Annotated in this window: 16 protein-coding genes; 12 read left to right on the top strand and 4 right to left on the bottom strand. The window is 62.5% G+C overall.

The window, feature by feature from the left end; all coding sequences use genetic code 11:
* Positions 1 to 25: 25 nt before the first annotated feature.
* The gene (locus CO666_RS00120) at positions 26 to 1,687 is read left to right on the top strand and encodes an AMP-binding protein (RefSeq protein WP_097610172.1); all 1,662 of its coding nucleotides are present in this window, start codon (positions 26 to 28) and stop codon (positions 1,685 to 1,687) included.
* Here the strand turns inward: CO666_RS00120 and CO666_RS00115 are convergent.
* The 3 genes from CO666_RS00115 to secA all read right to left on the bottom strand — a co-directional run bounded on the left by CO666_RS00115 (position 1,662) and on the right by secA (position 7,251).
* Positions 1,662 to 2,939 (bottom strand): GNAT family N-acetyltransferase, encoded by a 1,278-nt coding sequence (locus CO666_RS00115; RefSeq protein WP_097610171.1) that lies wholly within the window; start codon positions 2,937 to 2,939, stop codon positions 1,662 to 1,664. The genes CO666_RS00120 and CO666_RS00115 overlap by 26 nt on opposite strands.
* The gene (locus CO666_RS00110; protein WP_097610538.1) at positions 2,940 to 4,355 is read right to left on the bottom strand and encodes an oligosaccharide flippase family protein; all 1,416 of its coding nucleotides are present in this window, start codon (positions 4,353 to 4,355) and stop codon (positions 2,940 to 2,942) included.
* A 178-nt stretch (positions 4,356 to 4,533) separates the two neighbouring features.
* Positions 4,534 to 7,251: a preprotein translocase subunit SecA gene (gene secA, locus CO666_RS00105; RefSeq protein WP_097610170.1), complete on the bottom strand. Its 2,718-nt coding sequence runs from the start codon at positions 7,249 to 7,251 to the stop codon at positions 4,534 to 4,536.
* A gap of 246 nt (positions 7,252 to 7,497) precedes the next feature.
* Here secA and CO666_RS00100 point away from each other — a divergent pair, with 246 nt between their 5' ends.
* The 6 genes from CO666_RS00100 (at position 7,498) to CO666_RS00075 (ending at position 11,670) form a co-directional block, all read left to right on the top strand.
* On the top strand, positions 7,498 to 8,379 hold the full coding sequence (locus CO666_RS00100) for a peptidylprolyl isomerase (protein ID WP_097610169.1): 882 nt from the start codon (positions 7,498 to 7,500) through the stop codon (positions 8,377 to 8,379).
* Between the two features lie 117 nt (positions 8,380 to 8,496).
* Positions 8,497 to 9,738 carry a bifunctional glutamate N-acetyltransferase/amino-acid acetyltransferase ArgJ gene (gene argJ / locus CO666_RS00095; RefSeq protein WP_097610168.1) on the top strand — a complete coding sequence of 414 codons (1,242 nt, stop codon included), beginning with the start codon at positions 8,497 to 8,499 and terminating at the stop codon, positions 9,736 to 9,738.
* A complete protein-coding gene (locus CO666_RS00090) occupies positions 9,719 to 10,525 on the top strand; it encodes a GNAT family N-acetyltransferase (protein ID WP_097610167.1) in 807 nt (268 codons plus the stop codon). The genes argJ and CO666_RS00090 overlap by 20 nt, the downstream gene beginning before the upstream one ends.
* On the top strand, positions 10,522 to 10,935 hold the full coding sequence (gene mutT, locus CO666_RS00085) for an 8-oxo-dGTP diphosphatase MutT (RefSeq protein ID WP_097610166.1): 414 nt from the start codon (positions 10,522 to 10,524) through the stop codon (positions 10,933 to 10,935). The genes CO666_RS00090 and mutT overlap by 4 nt, the downstream gene beginning before the upstream one ends.
* 180 nt (positions 10,936 to 11,115) lie before the next feature.
* On the top strand, positions 11,116 to 11,433 hold the full coding sequence (locus CO666_RS00080; RefSeq protein WP_085738527.1) for a hypothetical protein: 318 nt from the start codon (positions 11,116 to 11,118) through the stop codon (positions 11,431 to 11,433).
* A 69-nt stretch (positions 11,434 to 11,502) separates the two neighbouring features.
* Complete coding sequence (locus tag CO666_RS00075) at positions 11,503 to 11,670, top strand: Flp family type IVb pilin (protein ID WP_085738526.1); 168 nt, start codon at positions 11,503 to 11,505, stop codon at positions 11,668 to 11,670.
* 14 nt (positions 11,671 to 11,684) lie between these two features.
* On the opposite strand, the gene CO666_RS00070 is transcribed toward CO666_RS00075, so the two are convergent.
* Positions 11,685 to 12,569 (bottom strand): methyltransferase domain-containing protein, encoded by an 885-nt coding sequence (locus CO666_RS00070; RefSeq protein WP_097610165.1) that lies wholly within the window; start codon positions 12,567 to 12,569, stop codon positions 11,685 to 11,687.
* A 77-nt stretch (positions 12,570 to 12,646) separates the two neighbouring features.
* Between CO666_RS00070 and CO666_RS00065 the strand changes: the two genes are divergently transcribed.
* From CO666_RS00065 to CO666_RS00045, 5 genes are read left to right on the top strand one after another with little or no spacing between them, the layout of a single operon-like run.
* Positions 12,647 to 13,423 carry a ComF family protein gene (locus CO666_RS00065; RefSeq protein ID WP_097610164.1) on the top strand — a complete coding sequence of 259 codons (777 nt, stop codon included), beginning with the start codon at positions 12,647 to 12,649 and terminating at the stop codon, positions 13,421 to 13,423.
* Between the two features lie 31 nt (positions 13,424 to 13,454).
* Positions 13,455 to 13,712 carry a glutaredoxin 3 gene (grxC, locus tag CO666_RS00060; protein ID WP_097610163.1) on the top strand — a complete coding sequence of 86 codons (258 nt, stop codon included), beginning with the start codon at positions 13,455 to 13,457 and terminating at the stop codon, positions 13,710 to 13,712.
* 10 nt (positions 13,713 to 13,722) lie between these two features.
* Entirely contained in the window at positions 13,723 to 14,580 is an 858-nt protein-coding gene (locus CO666_RS00055; protein ID WP_097610162.1) for a carbon-nitrogen hydrolase family protein, read from the top strand.
* A complete protein-coding gene (locus CO666_RS00050) occupies positions 14,577 to 15,005 on the top strand; it encodes a DUF1178 family protein (RefSeq protein WP_097610161.1) in 429 nt (142 codons plus the stop codon). Before CO666_RS00055 ends, CO666_RS00050 begins: the two co-directional genes overlap by 4 nt.
* A 1-nt stretch (position 15,006) precedes the next feature.
* The gene (locus tag CO666_RS00045; RefSeq protein ID WP_097610160.1) at positions 15,007 to 15,585 is read left to right on the top strand and encodes a DUF3291 domain-containing protein; all 579 of its coding nucleotides are present in this window, start codon (positions 15,007 to 15,009) and stop codon (positions 15,583 to 15,585) included.
* The last annotated feature ends 16 nt before the right edge of the window (positions 15,586 to 15,601 follow it).

The following is a 15,601-nucleotide window of genomic DNA, read 5'->3' as shown; positions in this document are numbered from 1 at the left end:
GTGCAGCATTCACCGGATTTTGCCTATGATACTGCCGCCCCATGATCGCTATGACGATCTTTATCGCAATTTCTCGTGGCGGGTTCCCGAAGATTTCAATATCGGCCGGGCCGTCAGCGACGACTGGGCGGTTCGGGCGCCGGAGCGCGTCTGCCTCGAACATTTCAGCCCCGATGGCCATCACCGCGCAATGACCTATCGCGCGCTCGCCGACCAATCCTCGGCCTTCGCCAATGCCCTCGTTTCGCTGGAGATCAACCGCGGCGATCGCGTCGCGCTGCTCCTGCCGCAATCCTTCGAGACGGTGATTGCGCATGTGGCGATCTATAAGACCGGCGCGATTGCGCTGCCGCTGGCGCTGCTCTTCGGCGTCGAGGCGCTGGAATACCGACTGAAGGCGGCAGGTGTTACGGCCGTCGTCACCAATGGTTTCGGTCTCGAACGCATCCGGCAGATCCGCGATCGGCTGCCGATGCTGAAACATGTGGTCAGCATCGACGGGGCGAGCGCCGATGCGGCTGCCTTTAGCGATCTGGTGAACGGCCATTCCCCTGTCTTCGACGTCGCCAGGACCGGTCCGGACGATCCGGCGCTGATGATCTTCACGTCGGGAACGACCGGGCCGCCGAAGGGTGCGCTGCATGGCCACCGCGTCCTGCCCGGCCATATTCCCGGCATGCAGTTCGCCCATGAGGGGTTTCCGCGCGCCGGCGACAAGGTCTGGACGCCGTCCGACTGGGCGTGGGCCGGCGGGCTGCTCAATGCGCTGCTGCCGAGCCTGCTGCTCGGCGTTCCCGTCGTCTCGTCGCCGGCGCAGAAATTCGATGCCGACATGGCCTATCGGATCATGGCGGAGATGAAGGTGCGCAACGCCTTCATTCCGCCGACGGCATTGCGACTGATGCGCGCCGTTTCCGATCCGCGCTCGAAATATGATCTGGTGCTGCGCACCATCGGCTCGGCCGGAGAGGCGCTCGGCCGCGAGACCTATGAATGGGCGCGGCGCGCGCTCGGCATCACCGTCAACGAATTCTACGGTCAGACGGAATGTAATTTCGTGCTCTCCTCCAGCGCGGCCTATGGCGTGACCAAGGCGGGCGCGATCGGCCGGGCGGTGCCCGGGCATCGCGTCGCGATCGTCGGCGAAGCGGGCGATGAATTGCCGGTGGGTGAACCGGGCCAGATCGCCGTCGCCAGTCCCGACCCCGTGATGTTCCTCGGCTATTGGAACGATGCGGCGGCGACCGAGAAAAAATTCGTCAAGGGACGGCTGCTCACCGGCGACATCGGCCGGCAAGACGACGAGGGCTACGTCACCTTCGAAGGCCGCGACGACGACGTCATCACCTCATCCGGATACCGCATCGGCCCGGCCGAGATCGAGGATTGCCTGATCGGCCATCCCGCCGTGCAGCTTGCCGCCGCCGTCGGCAAACCGGATGCGCTGCGCACCGAAATCGTCAAGGCCTATATCGTGCTGTCGCCCGGCTACCATCCCAGCGAGGCGCTGGCGGCCGACATCAGGGAATGGGTGAAGACGCGGCTTTCGATGCACGAATATCCACGCGAGGTGGAATTCATCGAGGCCCTGCCGCTGACCACCACCGGCAAGGTGATCCGCCGGCTATTGCGCGAGAAAGCGGCCGCCGAAGGTGAGCTGTTCAGCTCCGGCCGGCGAGCGACATGATCTTTTCTCGCAGCATCTTCGCCATGTTGCGGGTGCTGCGGTACATGTGGAGCTGGGCTGTGACCTGGCGCATGTCGCGGTCGCTGTTCTGCGTCAGGCCGATCACCAGCGTTCCCATCTCCTCGCGCTCCTGCCAGAAACGGCTCATGATCGGGTGGTCGGAGACGGCGCAGGAATCGGAGCGGACGATATTGGCGTCGTCGAGATGCCATTCGGTGAGTTCGCTCATCAAGAGCTTGCCCGGCGAATAGCGGGCATAGTTCTCGTCATAGGCGGTTTTCCAGGTATAGGCCTCACCGCCCATCATCAGCACGACGGTGGCGGCGATCGCCTTGCCGTTGAGATCGATCGTGTGAACACGCACGGCATCGACGGCGGCAAGGTTCGACACCGCCTCGCGGGCGAAGGCCGTATGATAGCGATCGGTGACGAGAGCGCTTCGCCGCTTGCCCTTCCAGCCGCCGGCTTCCATCGCCAGGAACTCCTCGAAGCGGACGTGGATTTCGCGCGGCTGGCGGGCGACGGCATAGACCGCCGTTCCCTGTTCCTCCAGCAGACGCCACTGGCGGCGCATCTCGCGCATATGCGAGGAGGAAATGGTGCGGCTGAGATAGGCCGGCGCCTCTTCGTCGCTCTGCAGCATCGGGCGCAAATAGGGATTGGTGACGGTGACGGGGAGATTGCGGCTGAGCGCCACGGCCTTGACCATGCGCACGAAGATGCCGTTCAGCCGCAGATCCGGCAGAACCATGATGCCGGGCAGATTGAGGTCGCGCGCCGTCAGTCCCTCGAAGAGATTGTCGAGGGTCTCGGCGGCATCTTCGCTGTCGACGAGCGGTGTGCCGAGCGGGCCGAAGCTGTTCGACCAGCCGCGGATGATCGACGGGCCGACGGCAAAACCCGGCTTGTCGATCGAAAACGGCAACAGAAAGCGCATTCGGCTGCGGCCGGCATTGTGGTCGCGGATCAAGGCGAAGTTGACCTGCCGGTCTTCGAGCCGCGGCATGGCGGGTGCCAGGAAACGGCCGGAAAAGAAGACGTTCGGCTCCATCGCCCGGTTGGAGAGAAAATCGAGCTCTTCCTGAAGCTCATAGCCGAGCTTGCCGGGATAGAGGCAGAGCTCGCGCCCCGGCCGGCCGATCTCGGCGCGCGCCTCGGCCTGCGGCGCTTCGAAATTCAGCGCGGCGAGATCATGCACCATGCGGTTGGCGATGCTGTCGGTGCTTTCGGTGACGGGGGGAATACGCACCATCTATCGAACTCTCATTTCTGGCGTTGCGGCGGAGGGGCTGGCGAAGGCGAAAAGGACGATGCCGAGCGCGCGGCGGACGGCGAGATGCAGCAGGATCGCCTCGACCGCCATGGCCGAGGCCGTGGCAATCGCGGTGCCTTCGATGCCGTAATGCGGGATCAAAGCAAGGTTGAGGCCGACATTGGCGGTGAGCGCCCCGGCATAGAGCACAACGCAGAGATTCTGCTTGCCGGCCATCATCAGCAGCGTTTCGGCCGGGCCGACCAATGCCTTGGCGAGGATGCCGGCGAGCAGGATCGCCATGACCAGATAACCTGAGGTGAAGGCGCCGCCGAACAGCGACAGCAGCAGATGCCCGGCGGCGAGCACGGCAAGGCCGACCGCGAGTGCCGGCCAGAAGGTCCAGCGGGCGGCGTCGACAGCGGCCACCGCCAGCTGTGCGTGGTCGCCTTCGGCGATGATCGAGGAAAAGCGCGGGCCGGAGGCTGCCTTGACCGAGAAATTGATGAAATGCACCAGCGCCATCGTCTTGGCGGCGGCGAAGTAGATGGCGACGTCGTGCGGCTCGAGGAAGATGCCGACCACGACGACATCGGAATTGGTGAGCAGGAAGCTCACGCCCTCGATCAGGAAAATCGGAAAAGCGACACTGAACCAGGCGAGGAAATCGACCTTGCGCGGGCCTTCGTCATAATGCCGTCGAAGGCGATAGAGCGTCGCGGCATACTGGCCAAGGGCGGTGACGAAGGTCGCGGCCAGCGCTGCCTGCATCGCGGTGACGGCGGTATGCTCGGCACCGATCGCAATGGCGATCAGCATGAAGGCGATGATGAGGATCGGGCGGACGATATAGACCGGGCTCAGCGCCATCACCGGCCAATGGTTGGCCCGCGACGTGCCCTCCAGAATGTCGCCGAGCGCGATCATCGGCATGGCGAGCAGGCCGAGGAAGACCGGGACGAGATAATAGACCTGGATCATATGGCCGAAGAAATGCAGCCCGAGCATGCCGGCGGCGAGCACCGCCGTGCCGGAAAGCAGCGCGAAGATGCGCGCCGTGCCGGTAAGGCCGCGGATTTCCTCGAAGGCGCCGGCCGCCCTATATTGCGGCAGGAAACGGACGATGGCCGTGTGGAAACCAAGGCATGAGAGATCGCCGAAGACGACGACCAGCACCCAGACGAAAACGAAGATACCGTATTCATATTCGCCCATCAGCCGGGCAAGCACGATTTGCGAGACGAAGGCGAGTGCCGCGCTGAGGATGCGGATCGCAAAGGCCGTCAGCGCCATGCGCTGGGCGGCTGCCTTCTCGCCGCGTTCGGTGAGCACGGCCGCAAGCATGCGCAGCGTGCGGCTGCCGATCGGGCGCACACCCGCGGGCAGCATCTTCTCCGCTGTTTCTATGACCGCCATGATGAACACGCAAAACTCTAAAGGTCAGGCAAATCGCAGCCGAAGTCTTGACAGAACAGGGTTAAGAAACGGTTCCGGATCAGGCCTGCTGACCGACGCCGACATCCCGGTTTTCCGATGTGCCGCAAAAGAAAAATGCCGCCCGAAGGCGGCATTTTCACAGTCTTTGCGGCTTGCCTCAGGCCTGCTCGAAGGCGCCGTGGCAATGCTTGTATTTCTTGCCGGAACCGCAAGGGCAGGTCTCGTTGCGGCCGACTTTGCCCCAGGTGGCCGGGTCATCGGGGTTGCGGTTCTCAGGAGAAACGATGACTTCCGATGCCTGGTAGACCGCCGGGGTGAAATCGTCCTCGCCGGTCGTCGGATCCAGGTGATGGGCCTGCATCAGCGGCGGTTCGGGCTCGGCAGGGGCCTGCTGCACCAGCTCGACGCGCATCAGCTGGGCGGTCACGGCCTCGCGCAGATTGTTGAGCAGCGCGGTGAAGAGCTCGAAGGCTTCCGATTTGTATTCCTGCAGCGGATCGCGCTGGGCGTAACCGCGGAAGCCGATGACGGAGCGCAGATGGTCGAGATTGACGATGTGCTCGCGCCAGAGGTGATCGAGCGTCTGCATGACGATCGAGCGTTCGACATAATGCATGATATCGTCGCCGAAACGCTCGGCCTTTTCCGTGAAGGCGGCGTTGGTCGCTTCCGTCAGGCGCTCGCGAATATCGTCCTCGCCGATACCTTCTTCCTTGAACCAGTCCTCGATCGGCAGATCGAGGTTCAGAATATTGGTAACGCCGGTCTTCAGGCCGACGGCATCCCATTGTTCGGCATAGGCGCGCTCGGGGATATGCTTTTCGACCATGTCCTCGATCACCTCACGGCGCATGTCGGAAACGGTCTCGGAAATATTGGTCGATTCCATCAGTTCGAGGCGCTGCTCGAAGATCACCTTGCGCTGATCGTTGAGCACGTCATCATACTTCAGCAGGTTCTTGCGGATATCGAAGTTGCGGGCTTCGACCTTCTTCTGGGCGCGCTCCAGGGCCTTGTTGATCCAGGGATGGACGATCGCCTCGCCCTCCTTGAGACCGAGCTTGGTCAGCATGCTGTCCATGCGGTCGGAACCGAAGATACGCATCAGGTCGTCCTGAAGCGAAAGGTAGAATTTCGAGCGGCCGGGGTCGCCCTGACGGCCGGAGCGGCCGCGCAGCTGGTTGTCGATGCGGCGGCTCTCATGGCGTTCGGTGGCGATGACGTAGAGACCGCCGGCGGCGAGCGCCTTTTCCTTGAGGCTTTTGATTTCCTCAACGATCGCCTGGATCCGGGCGTCGCGCTCCGGGCCGGCTTCGACCTCGCCGAGTTCGCGCTCGATACGCATGTCGAGGTTGCCGCCGAGCTGGATGTCGGTACCGCGGCCGGCCATGTTGGTGGCGATGGTGACGGCGCCCGGCACACCGGCCTGGGCAACGATATAGGCTTCCTGCTCGTGGTAGCGGGCATTCAGCACCTGGAAGTCGTCGAAGCCTTGCTTGCGCAGGCGATCGGCGAGCAGTTCCGACTTTTCGATCGAGGTGGTGCCGACAAGCACCGGCTGGCCACGCTTATGCGCGTCGAGGATCTCCTCGATGATCGCCTTGAACTTTTCGTCGAAGGTCCGGTAGACCTCGTCGTCCTCGTCGATGCGCTTGATCGGCAGGTTGGTCGGGACCTCGACGACGTCGAGATTATAGATGTTGCCGAATTCTTCCGCTTCCGTCTGCGCCGTGCCGGTCATGCCGGCGAGCTTGTCGTACATGCGGAAGTAGTTCTGGAAGGTGATCGAGGCCAGCGTCTGGTTTTCCGGCTGGATCCGCACCCTTTCCTTGGCTTCGAGCGCCTGGTGCTGGCCTTCCGAATAGCGGCGGCCCGGCATCATGCGGCCGGTGAACTCGTCGATGATGACGACTTCGTCGTTGCGGACGATATAGTCCTTGTCGCGCTGGAAGAGCTTGTGGGCCTTCAGCGCGTTGTTGACGTGGTGGACGATCGCGACGTTCTCGATGTCGTAGAGCGCGTTGCCTTTCAAAAGGCCGGCCTGGCGGAGCAGGTTTTCCAGCTTCTCGGTGCCCTCTTCGGAAAAATTGGCCGAGCGCTGCTTCTCGTCGATCTCGTAATCGCTGGCTACGAGCATCGGAATGAAGGCGTCGATCGTATTATAGAGTTCGGAGCGGTCGTCGAGCGGGCCGGAGATGATCAGCGGCGTGCGCGCCTCGTCGACGAGGATCGAGTCCACTTCGTCGACGATCGCGAAGTTGTGGCCGCGCTGAACCATCTGGTTCTTCTCGTACTTCATGTTATCGCGCAGATAATCGAAGCCGAGTTCGTTGTTGGTGGCATAAGTGATGTCGCAGGCATAGGCGGCGTGGCGTTCCTCGTCGGAGAGTCCATGGACGATAACGCCGGTGGTCATGCCGAGGAAGCCGTAGACGCGGCCCATGGTCGCGGCATCGCGCTGGGCGAGGTAATCGTTGACGGTGACGACGTGCACGCCCTTGCCGGAAAGCGCGTTCAGATAGACCGGCAGGGTGGCGACGAGGGTCTTGCCTTCGCCGGTCTTCATCTCGGCGATCGCATTCGAATGCAGGATCATGCCGCCGACCAGCTGTACGTCAAAAGGTCGCAGGCCGAGAACGCGGCGGGACGCTTCGCGAACGACGGCAAAGGCAGGCACCAGAATGTCGTCGAGGGTCTTGCCCTCGGCGAGCAGGGCACGAAACTCCGCGGTCTTTGCCGCGAGCTGCTCGTCCGTCAGGGCCTTGGTCTTCTCTTCGATAGAGTTGATGGCAGCGACGTTCGGCTGGAAGGACCGCACGCGGCGGTCGTTGGAAGACCCAAATAACTTGCGGGCTATACCGCCAAAGCTGACCATATGACTGGCCCTTTCTCAATATTCATCCCCGGCGTTTCTTGTTCGCGGCCCAGCCGAAAATCAGGCGCGCGCCTTAAAACGCCCGGAAACTGTTCTGGACGCGAGGTTGCGTGACAGATAAGAGGGGGGTCGAATGATGTCAACGGATTTGGCGGATACAGAAAGGCCACAATCCGGTGCTGATGGCTATTTTGGGCTGGATTCAGAGGATGCTGAAGCCGGCGATGTAACTTTGAAGGGTATTTCATGTTGAGCACCAACAAGCTTGCCGTTCTGGCGTTTGCAACTTTTGTTGCGCTCCAGGCCCCGGCCCATGCCGATGACGCCGTCATCGCCAAGGTCGGCAATCTGGAAATTCACCAGTCGGAACTCGACCTCGCGGTCGCCAATCTCGACCCGCAGCTGGCGCAGCTTCCCGACGACCAGAAGAAGGTCGCAGCCCTTTCCGCAGCCATCGACGTGAAGCTGCTGGCCGCCGACGCTGCCGCAGAGAAGCTCGACCAGACCGACGAATTCAAGAAACGCATGCAGTATCTCACCGACCGTGAGCTGCACAATGCCTACTTCAAGAAGCATGTCGTCGACATCGTCACACCTGAAGAAGTCAAGGCCCGCTACGATAAGGAAGTCGCTGCCCTGCCGAAACAGGAAGAAGTCCACGCCCGTCATATCCTCGTCAAGACCGAGGACGAAGCCAAGGACATCATCAAGCAGCTCGACGCCGGCAAGGATTTCGCCGAACTTGCCAAGGAAAAGTCCACCGATCCGAACAAGTCGGAAGGCGGTGATCTCGGCTATTTCTCGCGCGGCCGCATGGTCAAGGAATTCGAGGACGCAGCCTTCGCGCTCGAGAAGGGCACCTATTCCAAGACGCCCGTCAAGACCGATTTCGGCTATCACGTCATCAAGGTCGAGGATAAGCGCGACGCCCCGCCGCCGCCCTTCGAGCAGGTGCAGGATCAGGTTCGTCAGCTCGTCATGCGCGACAAGTATCTTGAGCTTCTGAACAAGGCGAAGGCCTCGGCCAAGATCGAGATCACCGACGAGACGCTGCGCAAGGGTTACGACCAGGCCAACAAGCAGCCGGAGCCGGGCAGCGAGCCCGCCGCGCCGGCACCGAAGCAGTAATATCCGCATCTGGGCCCGGTTCTTCCGGGCCCTTCACTATTATCGTTGTTGTCGCATTTCCGGAGGGCGAGCCGGTTTCCCATTCGCCTGGAAATGCTCTTTGGCAGGTGTCGCATCATGTCCGGTTCCGTCTCTCCGCTCGCTCCGAAATCCTTCGTCTCGATGCCGTCGCTGCGCGGCGTGCGTATGGCGACGGCGTCTGCCGGCATCAAGTATAAGAACCGTACCGACGTGCTGATGATGGTCTTCGACAGACCGGCCGCCGTCGCCGGCGTTTTTACCCGCTCCAAGTGCCCGTCGGCGCCGGTCGATTTCTGCCGGGCGAACCTTCCCCACGGCAGCGCTCGCGCCGTCGTCGTCAACTCAGGCAATGCCAATGCCTTCACCGGCCTGAAGGGCCGCCAGGCGACCGCGCTGACGGCGAAGTCGGCTGCGGCTGCCGTCGGCTGCGCCGAAAACGAAGTCTACCTTGCCTCGACCGGCGTCATCGGCGAGCCGCTCGATGCCACCAAATTCTCAGGCGTCCTGGACAAGATGCAGGCTGAAGCCACCGGCGATTTCTGGTTCGAGGCCGCCAAGGCAATCATGACGACCGACACCTACCCGAAGGTTTCGACCCGCAGCGCCGAGATCGGCGGCGTCGCGGTCACTATCAACGGCATCGCCAAAGGCGCCGGCATGATCGCGCCCGACATGGCGACGATGCTCTCCTTCGTCGTCACCGATGCCGATATCGCGCCGGCTGCGCTGCAGGCGCTGCTGTCCGACGGCGTCGGCCCGACCTTCAACTCCATGACGGTCGACAGCGACACCTCCACCTCCGATACGCTGATGCTGTTTGCGACGGGCGCTGCGGCCGAGGACGGCCAGGCCCGCATCGAACGCGCCGACGACCCGCGCCTTGCCGCCTTCCGCGCTGCCCTCAACGACGTGCTGAAGGATCTGTCGCTGCAGGTGGTGCGCGACGGCGAGGGCGCGACCAAGATGCTCGAAATTACGGTGACGGGCGCTGAGAGCGATGCCGCCGCCAAGCGCATCGGACTGTCGATCGCCAATTCGCCACTGGTCAAGACGGCGGCTGCCGGCGAAGACGCCAATTGGGGCCGCATCGTCATGGCCGTCGGCAAATCGGGCGAGATGGCCGACCGCGACCGGCTCGCCATCTGGTTCGGCGACGTCAGGGTCGCTGTCAATGGCGAGCGCGACCCGGATTATTCCGAGCAGGCCGCCTCTGACGTCATGAAGGCACAGGATATCCCCGTCAAAGTCGATATCGGCCTCGGCGCCGGCACCGCAACCGTCTGGACCTGCGACCTCACCAAGGAATATGTTGCGATCAATGGCGACTATCGGAGCTGATCGGTCATTGACGCAGGCATCCATTTCTTCACAGAATCTGCCGCTGGTGCGCAGGCTGGAGGCCGTCGGCTTTCGTGCCTGGCCGGCGGCATCCGTGCAATATGACGGCAGCTGGCAGGTGCGGCTGACGGCCGGCCATCCGTCCAACCGGCTGAATTCGATCGTGCCGCTCGATCCTTCGGATCATCGCGACGTCGAAATCCGCCTGGAAAAGGCGAGCCGGAAGTTCGAGGCCTATGGTCGCGCCGCCGTGGTGCGCCAGACGCCGCTTGCTTCGCCGGTGCTGATCGAGCTTCTCAGCGCGCAGAACTGGACGCGGTTCGACGAAACCGTCGTGATGACCTGCGACCTCTCCGAGGCCGACCTGCCGGATACGCTCGATCACCTGCCGACCCATGATGTCGGCCGTTTCGTCGACGCCAACCTCGCCGTCGAACGGGCGCCGCTGAGCTTGAAGCCGGCGCTTGCCGAAATCATTTCGGCGATCAAGCCGCCGTCGGGCCTGTTCATGATCGAGAATGCCGCGGATGGCCCGCTTGCGACCGTGCTCTGCGTCCAGGACAACGACCTCGCCGGCATCATGTCGCTGTCGGTCTCTGAGACGCGGCGGCGCGAGGGACTTGGCACCGAGATCCTGACCTCGGCGCTGCGCTGGGCGCGCATGCGCAGCGCCCGTTCGGCCTGGCTGCAGGTGAAGCTGTCCAATCGCCCGGCCATCGCCCTTTACGAACGCCTCGGTTTTCGCGACGCCTATCATTATTGCTATTGGCAGCGGGAGCCGCGATGAGCGATGCAGGCCGGAAGATATTGCTGGTCGCCGCCTGTGCCTTGATCGATGCCGATGGGCGTATCCTCTTGGCACAGCGCCCCGAGGGAAAGTCGCTGGCCGGATTGTGGGAATTCCCCGGCGGCAAGGTCGAGCCCGGCGAGACGCCGGAGGAAACGCTGGTGCGTGAACTCGAGGAGGAGCTCGGCATAAATACCAAGATCGCCTGCCTGGCGCCGCTGACCTTTGCCAGCCACTCTTACGAGACTTTCCACCTATTGATGCCGCTCTATATCTGCCGGCGCTACGAGGGCATTCCCCAGGGCCGGGAGGGCCAGGCGCTGAAATGGGTGCGTCCGCAGGCGCTACGCGATTACCCGATGCCGCCGGCCGATGAGCCGCTGATCCCGATGCTGCAGGATTTACTTTAAAGCGGGTCTCGTTGACCTTGGTACCGCGGTACACTTCGAGGCGACATGCATTAGCGTTACCTGATTATTATCGCGCCACGCCGTTTTCGGCTGTGGATATTAATGGATCGTTTAACACCTTCTGCCAAAGATCGGCCTCAATCAAGCATCTGGCGTGCGTGTATTAAAAGGCTTGACGTCATGGACGATGATTTCTGGAAAGCTGTCCGGGAGAAGGAACGGGTTTCGTCTGCCTCGCGCAGGACGGGTGCGCTCAATATCGCCCTGCTGTTCGGCACTGCGGTGGTGGCGCTGACACTCATCCTGACGCCGATGCTTGCGGATTCCTCAAAGAAAAGCGTCTTTGCCAGCGCACCGGCTGAATTCGATACGATGACAACTGGATCAATCCCGAAGACCGAAAGCGGCAAGCGCTATACGATCCGTCGCAGCGTCCTCCAGGATACGCCCGGCTCGGTCTGCGTCGTCCAAGGCTACGGTGTAGGCGCCGGTTGCTAAAAATGCTGGCCATCGCCCGATGGTCGTGGAATGGTCGTTTGCTGTCAGTTCGCGCTAAGGGTTGGGGTAATGCGTCTTTTAAAAGCATGTCTTGCAGATAACAGAGGTGCGACGGCGATCGAATACGGTCTCATCGCCGCCCTCGTTGGTGGCGCAATCGTCTCCGCTCTTGGAATTTTCTCCGGCAGCCTGCAGGGGATTTTCAACTCGATAGGCAACAATCTGCCGGCGAATTGAGAAGCAGCCAGCCGCTACTGTCTGAGCTTGTGCTCGTCCACCTTCAGCGCATCGGCAAGGCGTGCCTTGGCCGAACCCGGCTTCAGCGGCTTTTGCTGGCTCTCGTGCGGCGCCCATCCCGAGACATAGATGATCGAGAAGGTCGCGCGGATGCGTCCGTCGGGATCGGCATAACGCTCGGCGTAAATTTCAGCCGCGCGCAGGAAGAAGGCACGCGTCAGCGGCATCCGGCCGCGGGCTGCAAGCGGATTGCTCATGCCCATCGCTCTCAGATCCCGCATCAGCGGAAAGAGCGAATCATAACGCACCGTATAGTTTTCCGCATCGATCACCGGCAGTGCAAAGCCGGCGCGCTGCATGAGGCTGCCGACATCGCGCACATCGGCAAAGGGGATGACGCGCGGGCTTGCGCCGCCGGTCAGTTCGGCCTCGGCGGCCAGCAGGACGTCGCGCAATTCCTGCAATGTGCCGGCGCCGGGGATCGCAGCCAGGAACAGGCCGTCCGGCTTCAGAGCGCGGCGGATCTGGATGAAGACGCCTGGCGTATCGTTGGTCAGATGCAGGCAGAGAGGCGCAAGGATGAGATTGGCCGATTGCGGTTCGAGCGGGACGTCCTCGAGCTGCGCCTCGACCAGGGCCTCTCCCGGGATCGCATAGGCCCTCTCGCTCTCGACGCGGATCATCGTGGCGATCTTTCCCGTCGCCAGTGCGGCACGGGCGGCAGCTCCCGTCGCGCCATGCAGTTCGACGGCGGTCTCGAAGGTCCGCTCGACGACTGCAAGCCGCTCAGCCAGTTCTTCAGCAGCGATATCGAGCAGGAAGGCGGCTTTCGGGTCGCTGTTGACAAGCGCGCGATGGCGATGCGCGGCGATCAGGGCCTTGTCGAAAATCGTTTCCATGGCGATGTCCTTAGTCCCGCACGGTTTAAGCGGCAAGACGATTTTCCTTTTCCAGATTATGCGCTAGCCTCGTCGGCATGGGGCCGATCGATTTCGAAAGTCCGTCAAAGGTCTTGCGGGCGCATCTCTTGCGGCCGTTTTCGGTACTTGCCGATTTCTTCTATCCACCGGCCTGTTCGGTCTGCGGTATTTCCACAGGCGGCCATCGCGGGCTCTGTGCGAAATGCTGGTCCGGCATCCGCTTCATCGAACGACCTTATTGCGAGGTGCTCGGTATCCCCTTCTCGCATGATCTCGGCGCCGGCATTCTCAGTGCCGAGGCGATCGCCCACCCGCCGCCCTTCGACCGCTTGCGGTCGGCTGCGACCCACGACCATGCGGTCCGCGATCTCGTTCACGGGCTGAAGTATCGCGATCGCACCGATCTGGCGCCGATGATGGCAGCCTGGATGCTGCGTGCTTCCGACGGGACGGTCGAAAGCTGCGATGCGCTGATCCCGGTGCCGCTGCACAGCACCCGCATGCTGACGCGCAAGTTCAATCAGGCCGCCGAGCTTGCCCGCCATATGGCAGGGCTTTCGGGCAAGCCGCTGCTTGGCGCCACGCTTGTCCGCGTCAAGCGCACCAGCCAGCAGGTCGGCCTTGGCGCGAAGGCGCGCGAGGACAATGTCAGGGGCGCTTTCGCGATTGCCAAGGGGCGCGAAAACGACATTTTCGGCAAGCGCATCGTGCTCGTCGACGACGTCTATACAACAGGGGCGACGGTCGCCGCAGCAAGCCGGACACTGCGCAAGGCGGGGGCAGCCGAGATCACGGTTTTGACCTTTGCAAGGGCTCTGTCCGAGCCTATATGACAGAAATACCCGGCATCGGTCTGGAGAGATCATGGTACCCGTCACCATCTATACACGGCAGTTTTGCGGTTATTGCAGCCGCGCCAAGTCCCTGCTCGAAGAAAAAGGCGTCGACTATGTCGAGCACGACGCCACCTACTCGCCGGATCTTCGCCAGGAGATGATCGGCAAGTCGAACGGGCGCACCACGTTTCCGCAGATCTTCATCGGCGCCGATCATGTCGGCGGTTGCGACGATCTGTTTGCGCTCGATCGGGCCGGCAAGCTCGATCCGATGCTGGCGATCTGAGGAAGAGCCGATGAGCTTCAAGGCCGCCGCCATCCAGATGTGTTCCGGGGTCGATCCGGCGAAGAACGCCGCCGCCATGGCGCGGCTGGTGCGCGAGGCGGCCGCAGAGGGCGCCACTTATGTGCAGACGCCCGAGATGACCGGCATGCTGCAGCGCGACCGCGCTGCGGCGCGCGCCGTGCTTGCCGACGAGGCGCATGACATCATCGTCAAGACCGGCTCGGAGCTTGCCGCCGACCTCGGCATCCACATGCATGTCGGCTCGACGGCGATTGCCCTTGCCGACGGCAAGATCGCCAATCGCGGTTTCCTGTTCGGTCCCGACGGCCGGATCCTCAATCGCTACGACAAGATCCATATGTTCGACGTCGATCTCGACAATGGCGAGAGCTGGCGCGAAAGTGCAGCCTATACCGCCGGCTCGGAGGCGCGTGTGCTGTCGCTGCCCTTTGCCGAGATGGGCTTTGCGATCTGCTACGACGTGCGCTTTCCGGCACTCTTCCGCGCCCAGGCGATTGCCGGCGCCGAGGTGATGACGGTTCCCGCCGCCTTCACCAAACAAACCGGCGAGGCGCATTGGGAGATACTGCTCAGAGCCCGCGCAATTGAGAACGGTGTCTTCGTCATTGCCGCCGCGCAGGCCGGCCGGCACGAGGACGGCCGGGAGACCTTCGGTCATTCGATGATCATCGATCCATGGGGCACGGTGCTGGCATCGGCCGGGGCGACCGGCGAGGCGGTCATCATCGCCGAGATCGAACCTGCCGCGGTCAAGGTTGCGCATGACAAGATCCCGAATCTCAGGAATGGCCGGGAATTTTCGATCGAGAAGATTGCCGGGGCAGTCGCCGGAGGCGTGGCCGCTTGATCCGCTATTCGCTCACCTGTGACAATGCCCATGAATTCGAAGGCTGGTTTTCTGAAAGCGCCGATTTCGACCGTCAGGTCGCGACCGGTTTCCTCACCTGCCCGGTCTGCCATTCCGCTGCCGTCTCCAAGCTGCTGATGGCGCCTTCGGTGTCGACGGCGCGCAAGAAGGACGAGAGGCAGACGCTGGCGATGGACGCCATGCGCCAGGAGGCCCTGCAAAAACTCAAAGAGGCGGTTGCTGCCGTCAAGGCCAATTCCGAGGATGTCGGTGCCAAGTTTCCCGAGGAAGCCCGCAAGATCCATTACGGCGAGGCGGATGCCCGCGGCATCATCGGCCAGGCAACGGTCGACGAGGCACAGGCGCTTGTGGAAGAGGGCATCGAGATTGCCGCCATTCCTGTTCTGCCCGAGGATGTGAACTGAAATGCCTTCCGCGCGTCTGGCCTTCTACAATTTCGGCCTGCACGTCGCGCCTGCCGAAAGCGAAACGGTCGAAGGCTTCGTTCTCCGCGAGCCCTTGAATTTCGAGGCCGCCGCCCGTGCCTGCGGCTTTATCGGACGCTCCGGTTATGCCGGCTATCCCGGGGCCCGAAGCTGGGGCGTTCAGGTCTTTCCCCGTTACATCGAGGGCAGCGGTTTTACATCAGCACCCTCCTCCCTTTCGCTCTGGGCCGACATCGAGAGTCTGATGGCCTTTACCTATAATGGTGTGCATGCAGAGGCGCTCAAACATGCACGCAGCTGGAATGTGAAACAGACATGGCCGCCGCTGGTTCTGTGGTGGGTGTCTGACCATCACAGGCCGGATTGGCAGGAGGGTGTCGAACGCCTCGAATATCTCGCCGATCACGGGCCGAGCGCCGGCGCTTTTACGTTCAAGCAGCCCTACGGACCTGACGGAGCGAAGACGACAATCGATCGCGATCGAGTCAAGGAACTTGCCGCTTGCAACGCGGAAACTCAAAAGGATCTGGTTGCCCGCGTTCAAATGCTGAAAGTGTAGCCGGCTTATTGCCGAC

The sequence above is a fragment of the Rhizobium chutanense genome (genome assembly GCF_002531935.1).
Taxonomy (GTDB): Bacteria; Pseudomonadota; Alphaproteobacteria; order Rhizobiales; family Rhizobiaceae; genus Rhizobium; species Rhizobium chutanense.
The sequence above is the reverse complement of the archived record's forward strand: the minus strand, read 5'-3'. Positions and strand labels throughout refer to the sequence as shown.